Origin of the sequence: Paenibacillus sp. 7516, assembly GCF_002272715.1 — a bacterium.
Taxonomy (GTDB): Bacteria; Bacillota; Bacilli; order Paenibacillales; family Paenibacillaceae; genus Paenibacillus; species Paenibacillus illinoisensis_A.
In genome coordinates this window covers 603,643-620,604 of the sequence record NZ_NPBI01000006.1, presented here as the reverse complement: position 1 = coordinate 620,604, position 16,962 = coordinate 603,643, and the positions used below count along the sequence as shown (strand labels likewise).

Below are 16,962 nucleotides of genomic sequence, written 5' to 3'. Positions count from 1 at the left end.
CACCTTTCAAGAGTGGATTTTTGAATTTAATTTTATACTGAACAGTACATAATAATTCTGAATTAACATACTGTATATATCATCCAAATGTCAATTGCATATTTTCAAAGTAGTTGTGAGTTAGTAATTCAATGATTTAGTGAAGGATTGCATTTGACATCATGATGGATGACAGCTACGATATAATATATCGATTGGTACATAAAAAGGAGAAAGAAAATGGTGAGACAACGGGAGTTTGATACCGATAAAGTGCTTGATGCAGCCATGCGCATATTTTGGGATAAAGGATTTGAAGCAGCGTCATTGACTGACCTGACATCCGCAATGGGTATTCAACGTCCCAGTTTGTATGCTGCCTTCGGGGACAAAAAAGAGTTATTTGAGACGGCGCTGCGCAGATATACCACTCTGCATGCCGCGCAAATTAGATCTAGGCTTCAGCATGAAGGGTCTGTAAAACAGGCATTTCGTGCGTTGTTTGAGCACATTGGGGCGGAGGGGGATGTATCGAAGCCGAGCCACGGTTGTTTTTGTATTAATACGATGGTTGAACTGGCTCCGCACGATTCGAAATTCGCCGTTTTAACCCGAGAGCATCAGATGTATCTGGCAGTGATTTTTCAGGAGACGATCGAACGGGGGCAGCGGTCCGGAGAATTGTCCGGTGATCTGAATGCGAGTGCAGCTGCAAAATCTTTGGTTATTTCAATGATTGGACTTACTGTGTTAATAAAATCGGGGCCAGAGCGCTCGTTTGTAGAGCAGAGTATTGAGGCGGCGTTATGGATTATTGGAGGGGAATCGATATGATTCAGCCGACCGAAACATTGCTGAAATGGTTTCATTCGGGCCGTCCTCTGGATATGGGTGTGATTCAATCCTATTGCCGAGTTATTGCGAGGTATGGGGACCGGGAAGACGCAGCGGTCTTGCTCCAGTTATATTTGGAGCACCCGGAGGACTACCGATATGTACTGCTGCTGGAGGTCGTCATGCGTTGCGGTGATTTGGAGCTTGCCCGGCAGCTTCATCAATGTAGTTTTGTGAATGGAAAGCTAAAAGAGGAGGTTCCCGGGGACGTTGTGCATGTCCTGGCTTACATGGGATATCAACTCAGCACCGAATATCTGGTGGATTGTGTAATGACAGATGATTGGTATTTGTCCAAAGATGCTTGTTTGGCTTTGCTGCATATGCCTTGTGAGGATCAACATCAGCGGTTGAGAGATAAATTCGAGCAAGTATATGGAAATGCTATTTTCCCGGAGATTCTCCCTGCATTGTGTGCAAAATGGGCTCCTGCTGATAAGATGGTGCCCAAGCTTCTGGCATGGGGAGAACAGGCGTCAGTGGACTGCAATGGCGGGCTGGTGTGGGGTATTGCGATGTTTGGAACATCCCAGAAGGAACAGGTTCGAAATATGTTATGGAATCCGAATTGGGAACTGTACGCTAATGGAACAGGCAGTCATTGGTGGGCCTACATGGCCATGCCCATGGTTGGATTAACATTCTCGGATTTGATCAGAGATCTGAAGGACGAAGCGGGCTTAGCTACAACAGTTAAAGCGAGTAGTGTGCAGACTTCCCAAGCAGGCTTAACAAGATGCGTGGCTGCGGAGCATCGGTTTCACGTGTTCCACGACTTGCTGCAGTTGAAACTCGAATCCGTCCCACACCCGCTTAGATATGTTAAGGAGAGCCAAGAATCAATGTTGAACCTGTATCAGCAGCTGTATAGCTGGAGTACACCACATGTGGATGATTCCATATTAGGTGTGATTGAGAAAGCACTCGGAATGGATCATGTGTTGGTCGAACGGTATAATCAATTGAGATCCAGGATGGAGCTATTTGTCAGTCATGAAATTGAACTGGATGCGTTGCGTTAAGGGGCGGGTGCTCGTTACACCCCTTCAATATCGTTAAACCGATAGGGAAATATAGAATATATGAGACTATATGTAAAGTGAAACGTAAATATAGTAACATTCAATTCCGAGGAGGAATTCCATGGTACTTACTACATATTGGCGATTGTATCTTACTATCTTTTATGTCCTGGGTGTATCGATAACGACTCTTGGTGGAGTAGGCATAATAACATTCATTCTCATCATGTTCGGATTATTGGCTCTGGCGGCGATAGAAGCATCTCTTTTTACCAATGATCAGGGAAAATTAGATCGGTTTGTATACAAAGTTCGTGGATTATCAAAGGTCACGGTTGCGATTGTAATTACGGCGCTAATTTTTAAAATGTTAATATGAATTGAAGAGGCGGAACTTACTTCCGGCTCTTTTTTATGTCTAAGGACATTGGGCAGACCAGTGTCGAATTGGTACAATACGGGTAGGTGTAGGATACAACGCATTTTGAAGGAGGGGTACATCTTGCAAACGAAATTACGTTGCGCCATATTGGACGATTACCAGAACGTCGCCCTGTCATTGGCTGACTGGAGTTCAGTCCAGGATCGGGTTGAGGTTCAGACCTTTAATCATTACATGGGCTCGGAAGAAAAGGTCTTTCAGGAGCTGCAGGATGTTGATATCGTCATTCTGATGCGTGAGCGTACGCCGTTTCCGGAATCGGTTATATCCAGGCTTCCCAAGCTGAAGCTGCTGATTACAACAGGGATGCGAAATGCCTCGATTGATCTTAAAGCTGCGGAACGCCATGGAGTCACGGTGTGTGGGACAGAGGGCAGCTCCAATCCTCCTACAGAACTAACTTGGGCGCTTATTTTGGGATTGTCCAGGCAGCTGGTTACCGAAAATAATGCGCTGAAATCCAATCGCAACTGGCAGAGTACGGTCGGCATGGATTTGTACGGAAAGACGCTCGGGCTTCTCGGATTGGGCAAGATAGGTGCCCGAATGGCCGCGATTGCCAAGGCTTTTGGCATGAACGTCATGGCCTGGAGTCAGAATTTAACACCTGGACAAGCCGGAGAACACGGCGTAATCTGGTGCGAAACAAAGGAAGAGCTGCTGGAGCAAAGTGATATCGTGTCGATTCATCTGGTGCTAAGTGAACGTACTCGTCATCTGATTGGACAGGCTGAATTCCAGCGGATGAAAAAGACAGCATTGCTGATCAATACATCCCGGGCGGGAATTGTGGATCAGGAGGCTATGGTAGAGGCATTGCAAAGCGGTCTGATCGCCGGGGCAGGACTTGATGTCTTTGAACAGGAACCTTTGCCCGTTAATCATATCATGCGAACCTTGCCCAACGTGCTGGCAACACCGCATTTGGGTTATGTGACCCAAGGGAATTATGAAATCTATTACAATCATGCAGTAGAGAACATCGAGATGTTTCTAAAAGGGAGCCCGATTAGACAGTTGGTTGTGAAGTAATAACAAACCACGCCAGAGTTCTCGCCAGTTTTCATTCAATCGATACAGACAAAAAAAGGTGACCCTCAGGCCGTGATTAATGGCTGCGAGGACACCTTTTTTGCTTGTGATTTTCATCATTTCATCATCCAGGATGGGCAATTAGGAATGTGGTGACGAGGGGCGAATCATCGCTACACTTGATTCACGTACGATAAGTCTGGGTTCAAACTGGATATGCTCATAGTCAGAAGTGTTCATCTCGCGGATTCGTTTGAGCAGCAATTCTGTCGCCAGCCTGGCAACCTCTTCGCCCATAATGGAAACCGAGCTGATCTGCGGGGACGAGACGGTAGTCCATTGATTGTTATCCACTCCGACCACAGCGACATCCTCGGGTACACGTACACCCAATTCTTTGAACCGGTTAACCAATCCGATGGCTACCATGTCATTGATGGCGTAGACTGCGTCTGGCATATGGGTCAGTCCATGGAAGTAATCCGCAGCGTTGGCACCGGTGTTCAGGGAGAAATCTTCTCCGAAATAGACAAGTGAAATATCGACATGAGACAGAGCTTGTTCATACGCCCGATAACGCTCTTCAATGATGTCCTTGGGGGCACCCGCATAGCCAATCCGGGTTCGTCCAATTTTAATCAGATGTTCCATCACAAGCTTTCCCTCAGGCTGAGATAGAGAGACGATATCTGCCTTCATGCCGGGTTCGAGTCTTTTGCCGTAGTTAATCATGGAGATGGGAAGGGGAGCCTTATCGATCAAGCCTGGCAGCGTTTTGGGATAAGCAAGCGGCATGAATATGAGTCCGTCCACATGCAGCTTTTTAATATTTCGAATGGTTTCCAGTTCTGTACGGGCATTCCCTGCCGTATTAATCTGTACCACGTGATAGCCGTGCTGTTTAGCGGTTTGTTCCACAGACCAGGAGATCTCTGGAATGATCGCGTTTCGTATATCCGGAACAACCAGGGCAATTTGGTGGGTCTGGCGTATTTTGAGACTCTGAGCGGATGTGTTGGGAACAAAACCGAGCTCTTCAATGGCCTGCATGACCTTATCTCTGGTTTTGCTGCTGATACCCTCAGAATTATTAATGGCTCTTGAGACGGTAGCAATTCCCACTCCCGCTAACTCCGCCACATCCTTGATAGTGACTTTTTGTTCTTTGCTCACGTTTGGGTAACCTCACTTCATCGGAAACGATTCCGAATCTATAGTAATTTCGTGTTGAATTCATGTATATACACTGATTATAACACTTTTAATAAGTCAATAGACTTTCCATGACCTATAATCGTAAGCAGAGTGTTAACTTATTCCATACGTTCTTGAGCGTATAATCTGCAAATCATTGGATACAGGCAATCGTAGCGGGTTTTATCATGCTGCATGTAAAGGCAAAAAATTCATGAATTCGACTTATTTATGGGGAAATGTGTTTGACAGACTATCTAAACTGTGACATATTTAACTACGGAAACGTTTCCGGTTATATTCAAACCTATGATCTGGGAGATGAAATGAATGAAAGCATTACGTTGGCATGGAGTTAAAGATTTGCGTCTCGAACATATCGATGAACCTAGCCCGGCACAGGGGAAAGTTAAAATAAAAGTGGAATGGTGCGGAATCTGCGGCAGTGACCTGCATGAATATACCGCAGGACCGATTTTCATTCCAGCTCAAGCACCGCATCCGCTAACAGGCGAACAAGCACCTGTAGTGATGGGACACGAGTTCTCGGGACAAGTCGTTGAAGTGGGTGAAGGGGTTACCCGTTTTCAAGCTGGAGACCGTGTTGTCGTTGAACCTATCTATGCATGCGGACATTGTGAAGCCTGCAAACAGGGAAGATACAATCTGTGCGACCAGATGGGATTCCTCGGTCTCGCCGGAGGGGGCGGAGGTTTCTCCGAATACGTAACAGCTGAAGAGTATATGGTACACGCCATCCCTGACTCCATTTCCTACGAACAGGGAGCATTGGTGGAACCGTCTGCGGTTGCGCTGCATGCTGTGCGTCAAAGCAAGCTGAAAGTAGGCGATACTGCAGCTGTATTTGGTGCGGGTCCAATCGGGTTGCTTGTTATTGAAGCGTTGAAAGCTTCCGGCGCCTCCGACATTTATGTGGTAGAGCTGTCCGAGGAGCGCAAAGCGAAAGCCGAAGAACTTGGTGCTATTGTTATTGATCCAACCCAGTACAATGCCGTGGAAGAGATTCATAGACGTACGCAAGGCGGCGTGAACGTTGCTTATGAAGTGACAGGTGTTCCACCTGTGCTGCAGCAGGCGATCGACTCGACACGTATTGGCGGAGAGCTGATGATCGTCAGCATTTTTGAGCAAGCGGCTCCGATTCTGCCTAACTCTATCGTCATGAAAGAACGTACAGTGAACGGCATTATTGGTTATCGGGATGTATTCCCGGCCGTAATTAGTCTGATGGATAAAGGCTTCTTCCCGGCAGACAAGCTGGTGACCAAACGTATTTCGCTGGATGAAGTGGTGGATCAAGGATTCGAAGCTCTTCTGAAAGAGAAAAATCAGGTGAAAATCCTGGTCAAAGCCGAGTAGCCACAATCAGAAATCTTCTCTAATTAATAATCGAAGTTATTTATGACTAAAGAGAGTACCTGCGTAGGCAGCTCATCTTCGGATGCAGCTGTCTATTTTTGTTGAAAAGGGCGGAATGTATTGCATGCTAGTTCTGTTTTACATAATATAAAAAGATACAATTTGTATCATTTATATGAAAAGGCATTCAATATCAAACGAAGGAGGAAGCGGGCATGCATAATAACACGAAATGGGCAGCTCTAATTTTGACCATCGTTGCAAGCGTGGGCTGGATGCTTACAGGGAGTGCCAAGCCCAAAAGCAGTGACAAGGCCGAGCGCAAGCCGACGGTTGAACGGGCTATGGCGAAGGTATCCAATGTACCCATCAATTCTGCGGATGTGACAAGCAAGATTGAGCTGCTTGGACGACCTTTTGCCAAAACGCCTTACGCCAATAATGTGTGGGATATGCAGTTGTACAGAGACAAGATCTATTTGGGCCATGGCAACAGCAGCAATATGGGGGTAGCGCCGAACTCGGGTCCCATTCCGGTCATCTATTTCGATACAGCAACCTCATCGTTTAATAGGCAGGCAGTCAGCAACAGCAATCATGGAATTGTCCCCTCAACCAAAATGGTTGTGGATGAAGAGCAGATTGATATCTACAAGGTCCTGGACGACAAGCTCTATATTCCGGGCAATGATTCTGACGGAGAGCAATGGAGTTTCGGAAACTTTTATCGGCTGGATGGGGACGTATGGACGAAATACCGCAACCTTCCGCTTGGGGTACACGTTTATGACCTTGCCCTGTATCAAGGCAAAATGTTCGCCGCCCTCGGAACAGAAAATAAGCCAACGATTCTGATTTCACATGATATGGGCGTAAGCTGGCAGAAGTTTGCAAACATTAATACGTTCGGGCTAAGGGCATATACGCTGTTTGAGCTGGGGGGCAAGCTGTATGCATCCGGCATGATGTATCCTGCCAATAAAATCTGGAATGACAAGACCAATTTCCTGGAGATTAACGCGAATCTGGAGAAGAAAGACGTCGTAATCTACGGTAACAAAATCCTGCCGGGACTGACCTATCAACAGGGCACGGTTCCGTATAACAAGATTGGGAAAAATGTTAACTTTGATAACAAGTTAGTCTATATCGCTGGTGGCGTATTCAATGACGGTCAATTGCTTCCCAAATCCTTGAATGTCATGACTGCGATTAACCAGGCTAGACGTGTGATTTTGCCGGATGCCAAAGCATTGCCAACAGACTTGCTTCTTCGCGACGGTAAAGTATATGTACTCACCTACACGTTCCAAAACAAAAATCTGTATATGAACCGGGTATACCAAACCACGGATCTGATCAATTGGCATGAAATCCTCCGGTTTAACCAGGATACGTATGCGAAGTCATTTGAAGAGCACGAAGGGGATTTCTATTTCGGTTTGGGAACGGATCCGGACGTCGTCTCACCTTCGTCAGGCAAAATACTCAGAGTTCATCGCAATGACATTCCTGTGAATTCGGATTAAGAGGGACGCACAGAAAGAGTAGGGAGTATATACTATGATTCATATTTATTTTTGGTTATCATTTAAAATGAAAAAGACGTAAACACAGAGCGTACACGTACAGCAGCGTAATTGTATTCCACTTGCTGCGGGGATGCTCTATTTTTTTCTGTTACATAATAGATCATTTCATTATTTCATTAGCGAGTTTGATAATAAAACTCACAAACTATAAAATGGAAAGGTAGTTGGGTTCTGACATTCCACAAGATAAAGGAGTTATAAACAAATGAACATACCTTCAGCGTTGTTTACACCCTTCACTTCAGACAAGCTTACATTGTCCAATCGGATCGTCATGGCACCCATGACTCGCGGTTTCTCTCCAGAGGGTGTACCCGGGCCGGAGGTTGCTGAATATTACAGACGCAGAGCAGCTGGCGGTGTAGGGCTCATTATTACGGAAGGGACAGGGATTAACCATCCTTCCTCTGTAAGCGGTGCGAGTATCCCGTTATTTCATGGTGATGAATCCCTCCAGGGCTGGTCGAATGTGGTTCAAGCCGTCCATGAAGCGGGCGGTAAAATCATGCCTCAATTGTGGCATGTGGGCACCGCAAGGCGTACGGGTGATCTGCCTCATGCAGAAGCGGAGCCTGTAAGCCCATCTGGCATCAGCATGGCAGGGGAAGAGAACAGGGAACCTTTAACGGAAGAAGAGATCCAAGGCCTGGTACAAGCGTTCGCACAAGCAGCTGCAGATGCGAAGCGGATCGGGTTCGATGGCATAGAATTGCATGGCGCTCACGGATACCTGATTGACCAGTTTTTCTGGGAGCATACCAATCGTCGTACAGACAAGTATGGCGGTGACTTGGTCAGACGCACACAATTCGCAGTCGAGGTTATTGAAGCATGCCGCAAGGCGGTTGGACCGGATTTTCCGATTGTACTTCGTTTCTCGCAATGGAAAATGGGCAATTATGATGCTCGGCTGGTGGATACCCCGGAACAGCTGGAGCAATTTCTTGCGCCGCTGGCTGCGGCAGGCGTAGATATCTTTCATTGCTCGACTCGTCGCTTCTGGCTGCCGGAATTCGAAGGATCTGAATTAAACCTTGCCGGTTGGACTCAAAAATTAAGCGGGAAACCTGCGATATCCGTTGGGTCCGTTGGTCTGGAAGCCGAATTCGTGGACCGATCAACCGAGAATCAGGGAACTGGCGATGCTCACTTGGACCAATTGAATACGATGTTAGAGAACAAGGAGTTTGAACTGATCGCTCTGGGGCGAGTACTGCTTAGTGATCCGGAGTGGCCTGCAAAAGTGCGTGAAGGACGCCAGTCCGAGATCATTCCATTTACGACTGAAGTGTTGAAAACACTGAATTAGTAAATAGTAGCAATTTAACAGCATTCTTCTGCATATTCACCTATAAGGAAGACAAAAAATGAGCAATCTACGACAACCTTATGCCGCCGAAAGGCGGCTTTTTCAACCTGCTTTAATAATAATTTCAACATATGAAAAATTCACAAGAGAATACCATTTCTCGCCCGCAATTACGCTCCCCGTTGATCCATACGACGCCCACGCCCTTCGCTTGAAAAAGTCATTTGAAACCATATTACAACCGCAAATGCAAACATTTTTTTGGCTAATCAGACTCATATCTCACTCTTTTAATTAAAGCAGGTGATTTTAAAAAAATAGTTGCTTATGTTAATGTTATGCCTGAACATTATGGTACACATTCCAACATGAATTAGGAGGATGACTTTCCTTGTATGTACATAACGATTCTATAAAAAATAAACGAAGACACTTGTTTCAAATGTTATTGCTGATTATTGCAGTCCTTATGCTCATTACCGCATGTGGAGAAACGCCAAAGCCAGGCTCCACAGCGAATTCCTCTGCAGGCTCTACTACGGAACAACAAGCTGCACCGGAAGGCAGTGATGATTCCGATGCGGAGGAAGCTGAGGAGAACAATGAGCAGAATAATGCTTCCCCTCAGGAAGAAGCAGATCCGGTTCAGGAGCAGTTGGACCAGCTCTCGCTGGATGAAAAGATTGGACAGATGATTTTGGCCGGGGTACAGGGGACGACTTTGGACGAGCAGGCCAAACAAATGATTGCGGACCAAAAGGTAGGAGGCATCATTTTCTATGGTAATAACGTGACGACGTTGCAGGGAACAGCGGATTTCGTGCAGTCCATCAAAGAAGCAAACCGTGCAAATCCGGTGCCAATCTTCATGAGTGTGGATCAGGAGGGCGGCAAAGTCAGCCGAATGCCGGATGAAGTGGAGAGTATTCCGTCCAATGGTGAAGTCGGTGCGACGAAAGACGCCGAACTGGCGGAAAGCATGGGAAGGTTGCTGGCAAGACAAATCCAACTTGCAGGCTTTAATGTGGATTTTGCTCCGGTATTGGACGTCAACAGCAATCCGAACAATCCGGTGATTGGTGACCGTTCCTATGGCAGTTCGGCTGAACTCGTGTCTCGTCTCGGCGTCGCTGAGATGAAAGGTCTGCGCAGCGAGGGAATGATTCCGGTCGTGAAGCATTTTCCCGGTCATGGGGATACGTCGGTGGACTCCCATCTGGATCTTCCCGTGGTGAATAAAACAGAGAAGCAGCTGGCTGAGCTGGAATGGATTCCGTTTCAGGCCGCGGTGAAAGAGCAAGTGGAAGCCGTAATGGTGGCTCACATTTTATTCCCCAAGCTGGATCCCGATCAGCCTGCTTCGTTATCGGATGTCATTATTGGTGAACATCTGCGGGGCAAATTCAATTATGACGGCGTCGTCATTACAGATGATCTCAGCATGGGTGCAATTGCCAAAAATTATAAACTGAATGAAGCTGCAATCGCGACCGTTCAGGCAGGCAGTGATATTCTGCTCGTGGCTCACAGCTATGAAAGTGCCAAAACGATATTTGATACATTAAAAAATGCGGTGAAGAATGGCAAAATTACCGAATCTCGAATTAATGAAAGCGTGTATCGCATTCTGGCCCTGAAGCAGTCGTACAAGCTGTCTGATGAGCAGCAGCCATCTGGTGACCTCAAGCAATTGAACGCAGACATTGTGCAGTGGCGCAAACAGGTTCATGCCGAATAATCCATCCTGTGTTATGATTTTGGAATGAGTGATAACATACTACATTTCATTATTACAGGTTAGGGGTGCGGCCCATTTATGTATACCATAATGATCGTTGAAGATGATCCCAAAATTGCAGGACTGCTGAAATCCCATATTGAACGTTACGGAGACAGAGCCGTTCTGGTAGAGGATTTTGAGGGGGTGTTACAGCAATTTGAGCAGATCCAGCCACATGTTGTTCTTCTGGATATCAACTTGCCCAGCTATGACGGGTTCTACTGGTGTCGTCAGATCCGTACGATGTCCACGTGTCCGATTTTGTTTATTTCCGCTCGGAGCGGCAAGATGGATCAGGTGATGGCGCTGGAGAACGGAGCGGATGATTATATAACGAAGCCGTTCGAACATGAGATCGTGATGGCCAAAATCAAAAGTCAGCTGCGACGTGTATATGGAGATTACGCAGCTCGTGACGAGGAACGCAAGGTCGAGCTGGAAGGGTTAACCGTATACCTGGAAAGACTGGAGATTCAGCTTGGTGATCGCAGAGTGCAGCTGACGAAGAAGGAAACGATCCTGCTGGAAACGCTCCTTCGTCGGAGTCCGAAGCTCGTGAGCAGGGAGACAATTCTGGAGAAACTGTGGGATGACTCATTTGTAGACGACAATACCCTCAGTGTCAATGTAACCCGTGTACGCAAGCGATTGGCCGAAATAGGCGTAACAGATGCTTTGGAAACGGTGAGGGGTTCCGGTTATCGATTAAACGCAAACTGGAATACGGCTTCATAATCATGAAGCTGTTTATGAGAGAACACCTTGCTTTGACATGCTGGGTGGTCGTCATCCTGCTTACCGTCGTCGGCGTATTTTGGTATGACGGTTACGACCATGTGCTGACGGCTGTCTATGCCGTATCGCTGGGGTTATTTTTATATGCAGGTTACCTGACGTACCGTTATATGTCTCACAGGGCGTTCTATACCCGAATGACACATCCCATGAATTCGCTTAATGAATTTGTCCCGCTCGAAGAGATGGTTCCCTTATCGGTAGCGCTGGAGAAGCTGCTGGATTCACAATATGGTCATTATCATGCTCATCTCCACCGTCTGGAGCAGCGCCAGCAGGAGTATCTCACATTTATGAATCAGTGGGTACACCAGATGAAGACACCATTATCCGTGATTGAACTGACCGTGCAGGACCAGGAGGACGATGACCCGCGTCTCAGGAGTATTCGTGAGGAAGCAGATCAGATGAGACGCGGATTGGAAACGGTGCTGTACGTAGCGCGTTTGGACACATTTGAACAGGACTTCAGTGTTGAACCGGTTACACTTAAGGCAGCAGGCGAAGAGGCCATTCATGAGCTGAAGCGTTTCTTCATTCGCAATCATGTCTATCCGGAGATTCAGATGGATGCTTCGCTAATTGTGCAATCGGACGCCAAATGGATTCGGTTTGTCATCGTCCAGCTGCTCTCCAATGCCATCAAATACTCCTCTGGTAACGGACAGAAGATATACCTGCGTGCATATAAAGCAGAACGGTCCATTATTCTTGAAGTTCAAGATCAGGGTGCCGGTATACCTAAGTCAGATCTCAACAGAGTGTTCCAGCCTTTCTTTACGGGAGAGAATGGTCGTCATTTCAAGGAGTCAACCGGTATGGGGCTGTACATCGTGAAAGAGGTCCTGACCCGAATGAATCATCGAATCGATCTGGAATCGGTATATGGTGAGGGAACGACGGTCCGGATTACATTTAGTGTCTAGAGACTGTATGGTGATTTTCAATATTGTTTTCCTAGAGGATGGTTCAAGCGAATCGACGTCTGTTACCCCGGGGTAATGACGTCTTTTTTGTTTTAATAGAAGCAACCTTACAACTTTGTCATGCAAGTGAAAGGTTAAGCCATAGGAGATTAGCCAAAACTTCGATAAACTGAAGTCAGAAGTCAGGGCATGAAGAGTGCAATGGATAACCAATGAATAAATAGGATAAGAGTTGGTCATGGGTGACTCATGTTCAACGTAAAAAAGGAGTGGTACATATGGAAATATGCTCGGTAAAACAGATCAGCAAAATCTATAAGGGAATTGTCTCTTATGAAGCATTATCGGGGATTGACCTCAGCATCCAGGAAGGCGAATTTGTAGGAATCATGGGTCCATCAGGCAGCGGCAAAACGACACTGCTCAACATGATCTCCACGATCGACCATCCGACATCGGGAGAACTGCGCATTGCCGGGAAAAATCCATTTGAGCTAAACCAGGATGAGCTTGCGCTGTTCCGGCGCAAAGAGCTGGGATTTGTCTTTCAGTCGTTCAATCTGTTGAATACTCTTACGGTGAAGGAGAATATCGTGCTGCCGCTTACGCTCGATGGAACACCGCTGGGGGAGATGAACGCTCGTGTGGAACGTCTCGCAAGCAAACTTGGGATTGAGGGAATTCTGGACAAGCGGACCTATGAGATTTCAGGTGGACAGGCACAGAGAACAGCTATTGCCAGAGCACTAATCCATTCCCCCAAGCTAATATTGGCGGATGAGCCAACAGGCAACCTGGACTCGAAAGCGGCACGTGATGTCATGGAAATGCTGGAGCTTCGCAATCAGGAGGACCAGGCGACGATGCTGCTGGTTACGCATGATGCGGTTGCAGCGAGCTACTGCAGCCGGGTTGTCTTCATCAAGGACGGCAAACTCTATAATGAGATTCACTATGGCGATAACCGGGCGGCTTTTTATCAAAAGATTATTAATGTGTTATCCCTAATGGGAGGGTCAGGACATGAATTTTCGCCAGTTCGCCATTAACAATGTAGTTCGCAACAAACGGATTTATTTGGCTCATTTTCTGAGCAGCACATTTTCCGTCATGATATTTTTCACATATGCACTGCTTCTGTTTCACCCGGATCTCAAGGATGGCTTGAGGGGATCAAGTGAAACGGTTACTGTTCTTGCCAATCAGGGCTTTATGATTGCAGAGATCATTATTTTTATCTTTTCATTCCTGTTTTTGCTGTACTCGGTCGGTTCATTTCTGAAAACACGCAAGAAGGAATTCGGTATATTTCTGATCATTGGGATGACACGCAAACAGATGAACCGGCTTCTGTTTATGGAGAACATGTGTATCGGAATCGCCGCCATTGCAGCGGGTATTGGACTTGGGATGATCTTCGGAAAACTGATACTGCTCATCTGTGGTTCCCTTCTGGCTGTGGAGAACAGTCTACGATTTTATTTTCCATTAAAAGCAATCGCTCTGACAGCTGTCGCGTTCCTTATTCTGTTTGCTGTCATTGCACTGTCTTCTTCTCTGCTTATCCGCAAGGGAACGCTGATTGATTTGGTGAAATCGGAGGAAAAGCCGAAACCGGAACCGAAGGCATCGCATTTGCTGGCCCTCTTGTCTGTTGTGCTCATTCTCGGAGGGTACGCAGGGGTGTTTACTTTTGTATGGGTGATTTTCTCATTTCCTTTGTTGCTTGGAAGTGTCGTTATGGTTATTGTGGGCACATACTTGTTGTTCACGCAGCTCAGTGTATACGCCATTCGGGCACTAAAAGGCAATCAGCGTTTGTTTTTCCGTAAAACCAATGTACTGTTTCTATCCGAGCTTACGTATCGCATGAAAGACAATGCTGTCATGTTTTTCATGGTAAGTGTCATCTCAGCCTCGGCATTTACCGGCATTGGCACCATGCTGGCGATCGCTGATCCAGGGTTGTCGTCGATGACGAACCCGTATGCATTCACTTACGCGAATTCATGGGATACACCTGAGGCAGAAGGGGATATCAGACAGATTGAGGAAATGCTTGTTGACCATGAGATCCCCTATGTAAAAGGCAGCTACACCCAGCTGTATGAGAATAAAGATGGCAGCAATATCATCAAATTGAGTGAATACAACCATCTGGCCAAGGCCCTTGGTTACGAAGAACGCACGTTGGATAAGGAAAATGGGGCCTTTATGACGCCATCGAATCTGACAGCACGCAAAGAGCTGCGTAAACAAGTAGAGCAGGGGTTCTCACCAACACAGGTCGATCTTGAAGTTGAAAATTATCATCAACAGGTTGAGCTGTCTCCTCCAGCTACCGAAATCGTTATCCCTGTTGATTTCAAAGTGGACATCTACGTCATTTCCGATGAATTGTTTGAAAAGATGAAGCGAGCGTACAATGAATTCCTAGACTTGAGTGAGGATTACTATTCCAATAAAATGACTCAATTTGTTGTGGAAGATTGGATGGGCACGCGGGCCTTCGCCCCTGAACTGGTTAATTCGATTCAGGATCGGCCGCGTACGAAAGGCTACTTCATGTTCAGTGCTCTCGTTGTGGACTGGCTGAATTCGAAACAAACCAATGGAATCATTTTGATCCTGAGCGGTCTGATCGGTATTGTCTTCTTTACCTTTGCGGCAAGCTTTACCTATTTTAGACTCTACGCGGATCTGGAAAGGGATGAAGCACAGTATCGCATGATTGGCAAGATGGGACTTAGTCGTCCTGAACTTCGTAAAATTGTAACTCAGCAGCTGCTGCTTATGTTTTTCCTGCCATTACTTATTGCTTTGATTCATAGTTCGGTAGCATTTGTGGCGCTGCAGCAGTTGGTCGATTTTTCGGTTATGGGATACAGCCTGCGTATCTTCTTCGTTTTTGCCACCATGCAGATCCTGTTCTTTGCGCTTGTGCGCTGGCGGTATTTACGCCATATGTACTCCAAATTAATCTAAACTGGCATGACCTAGGCAAACATCGGACGCTTCGTCCGGTGTTTGTTGACTTTTCTATCCTAGACACAGTACTATTTCATTAGATACAAATTGTATCACAGTGTGTATCATACATACCTTCAGCATGTGACAGTTGTAATTTGAGATTGGTAGCCATAGCAGGCTTTTTGCCTGAGAGGGAGGATGGATCATGAGCATCACGATGTCTCGCGGACAAGCTTACATACACCGATTGAATGATGAGCGAAACGTATGGCTGGATGGCAAGCGTGTCCGGGTAACCGTACATCCCGCCTTTCAGGGAACACTGCAGACCATTGAGAACTTGTTCGATTTGGTGGATGATCGGGATACACGAGATACGGTAGCATATTGGGATGAACAGACGGGGAGTTATGTGCACCAGGCTTTTCGGGTGCCTCACGCTGCTCAAGATGTCAGCAGTAGAGCGGCAGCATTTCGGCTCTGGTCGGATCGAACCTATGGAGTCATGAGCAGACTGTCGGATTATGCCCGCTCGCGTCTTGTCGGATGGTATGCCACACGTCAAGATATGGCACGACACGATCCCATGTATGCAGATAAGATAGCAGCCTACTATCAGGAGGCCAAACGAAAAGATGCATTCCTGACGATTGTCCAGCGTGACCCGCAGATCAACCGATCCCTGCCTGTTGGGGAAGATGAAGATGCCATGCTGCGGATTGTGAAAACCAACTCGGAAGGGATTATTGTTCGGGGCGCCAAGATGGTGGCGACCGCAGCTCCTTATGCAGATGATATCATTGCGTATCCGATTCAGCGGATTCCGGGACATCTGCCGGAACTGGCACATATGGTGATTGTTCCTGTGGGAAGTCCGGGTTTACATCTGATTTGCCGGGAATCTTTTGCCGCTCCGCAGTTGGATGCTGCTCATCCTCTCAGTGCCCGTTATGATGAGATGGACGCGGTATTATTTTTTGATGATGTATTGGTTCCATGGGAGCGTGTCCTGCTGCACAACAATCCGGAAGCCGTGTGGCAGGTTCGCTGTAACGCAGCCTCTTCCAGTCTGGCCTACCATCAGAGCATCATTCGGCTGCACGCCAAGCTGGAATTCATCACCGCCGTCACGGCAGCCATTGCCCAGGAGATCGGTGTGGATTCATTCCTGAATGTACAGGAACAACTCGGAGAGATGATCAGTCAGATGCAGACCATTGAGGGCTTGATCGTTGCTTCAGAGGCCCAGGCACAGCCAGATGCGCATGGCAACTGGCTCCCGTCATTCAAATACATTGAGACAGCTCGTAATCTGGGCAGCCGATATTACCCGAGAGCGGTTGAAATTCTGAAAACCATTGCAGCTGGTGGATTGATTCAGATCCCGTCGGGCAGATTTGATCTGGATGAAACGGTAGGACCATTGATGGCCAAATATCTTGGTGGAGTGACACTGCAAGCGCCAGAGAAAATCCGTCTGTTTCAGCTGGCTTGGGATCTGACCGGAAGTGCACTTGGGGCGAGGCATGATCTCTATGAGCGTTACTACGCAGGCGATCCGGTTCGCAACCGTGCAGGCCAGTATATACAATATGATAAGGAAAGTCTGAATAAAAAGGTTGAGCCTTGGCTCCACATGGAGTAGTC

14 protein-coding genes are annotated in these 16,962 nt (G+C 47.0%); 13 read left to right on the top strand and 1 reads right to left on the bottom strand.

Annotation, left to right across the window (positions count from 1 at the left end):
- The first annotated feature begins 219 nt into the window (after positions 1-219).
- The 4 genes from CHI14_RS06100 to CHI14_RS06085 all read left to right on the top strand — a co-directional run bounded on the left by CHI14_RS06100 (position 220) and on the right by CHI14_RS06085 (position 3,369).
- The gene (locus CHI14_RS06100) at positions 220-813 is read left to right on the top strand and encodes a TetR/AcrR family transcriptional regulator (RefSeq protein ID WP_095287507.1); all 594 of its coding nucleotides are present in this window, start codon (positions 220-222) and stop codon (positions 811-813) included.
- Entirely contained in the window at positions 810-1,895 is a 1,086-nt protein-coding gene (locus CHI14_RS06095) for a hypothetical protein (RefSeq protein WP_095287506.1), read from the top strand. The genes CHI14_RS06100 and CHI14_RS06095 overlap by 4 nt, the downstream gene beginning before the upstream one ends.
- A gap of 121 nt (positions 1,896-2,016) precedes the next feature.
- Complete coding sequence (locus CHI14_RS06090; RefSeq protein ID WP_095287505.1) at positions 2,017-2,274, top strand: hypothetical protein; 258 nt, start codon at positions 2,017-2,019, stop codon at positions 2,272-2,274.
- Between the two features lie 123 nt (positions 2,275-2,397).
- Complete coding sequence (locus CHI14_RS06085; RefSeq protein ID WP_095287504.1) at positions 2,398-3,369, top strand: D-2-hydroxyacid dehydrogenase family protein; 972 nt, start codon at positions 2,398-2,400, stop codon at positions 3,367-3,369.
- Between the two features lie 141 nt (positions 3,370-3,510).
- Here the strand turns inward: CHI14_RS06085 and CHI14_RS06080 are convergent, their stop codons facing one another.
- On the bottom strand, positions 3,511-4,542 hold the full coding sequence (locus tag CHI14_RS06080; RefSeq protein WP_095287503.1) for a LacI family DNA-binding transcriptional regulator: 1,032 nt from the start codon (positions 4,540-4,542) through the stop codon (positions 3,511-3,513).
- A 351-nt stretch (positions 4,543-4,893) separates the two neighbouring features.
- Between CHI14_RS06080 and CHI14_RS06075 the strand changes: the two genes are divergently transcribed.
- The 9 genes from CHI14_RS06075 (at position 4,894) to CHI14_RS06030 (ending at position 16,960) form a co-directional block, all read left to right on the top strand.
- Positions 4,894-5,943 (top strand): 2,3-butanediol dehydrogenase, encoded by a 1,050-nt coding sequence (locus tag CHI14_RS06075; RefSeq protein ID WP_095287502.1) that lies wholly within the window; start codon positions 4,894-4,896, stop codon positions 5,941-5,943.
- A 215-nt stretch (positions 5,944-6,158) separates the two neighbouring features.
- Positions 6,159-7,472: a hypothetical protein gene (locus tag CHI14_RS06070; protein ID WP_095287501.1), complete on the top strand. Its 1,314-nt coding sequence runs from the start codon at positions 6,159-6,161 to the stop codon at positions 7,470-7,472.
- Positions 7,473-7,740: 268 nt separating this feature from the next.
- On the top strand, positions 7,741-8,844 hold the full coding sequence (locus tag CHI14_RS06065; protein ID WP_095287500.1) for an NADH:flavin oxidoreductase: 1,104 nt from the start codon (positions 7,741-7,743) through the stop codon (positions 8,842-8,844).
- A 442-nt stretch (positions 8,845-9,286) separates the two neighbouring features.
- Positions 9,287-10,582, top strand: a complete 1,296-nt coding sequence (gene nagZ, locus CHI14_RS06055; protein WP_095287769.1) for a beta-N-acetylhexosaminidase — start codon at positions 9,287-9,289, stop codon at positions 10,580-10,582.
- Positions 10,583-10,660: 78 nt separating this feature from the next.
- Positions 10,661-11,359 carry a response regulator transcription factor gene (locus CHI14_RS06050; protein ID WP_095287498.1) on the top strand — a complete coding sequence of 233 codons (699 nt, stop codon included), beginning with the start codon at positions 10,661-10,663 and terminating at the stop codon, positions 11,357-11,359.
- A 2-nt stretch (positions 11,360-11,361) separates the two neighbouring features.
- On the top strand, positions 11,362-12,345 hold the full coding sequence (locus tag CHI14_RS06045; RefSeq protein WP_141236641.1) for a sensor histidine kinase: 984 nt from the start codon (positions 11,362-11,364) through the stop codon (positions 12,343-12,345).
- Between the two features lie 278 nt (positions 12,346-12,623).
- Positions 12,624-13,394 carry an ABC transporter ATP-binding protein gene (locus CHI14_RS06040; protein ID WP_095287496.1) on the top strand — a complete coding sequence of 257 codons (771 nt, stop codon included), beginning with the start codon at positions 12,624-12,626 and terminating at the stop codon, positions 13,392-13,394.
- Positions 13,369-15,330, top strand: coding sequence for an ABC transporter permease (locus CHI14_RS06035; protein WP_095287495.1), 1,962 nt, complete (start codon positions 13,369-13,371; stop codon positions 15,328-15,330). Before CHI14_RS06040 ends, CHI14_RS06035 begins: the two co-directional genes overlap by 26 nt.
- 190 nt (positions 15,331-15,520) lie before the next feature.
- Entirely contained in the window at positions 15,521-16,960 is a 1,440-nt protein-coding gene (locus CHI14_RS06030) for a 4-hydroxyphenylacetate 3-hydroxylase family protein (RefSeq protein ID WP_095287494.1), read from the top strand.
- Positions 16,961-16,962: the final 2 nt, after the last annotated feature.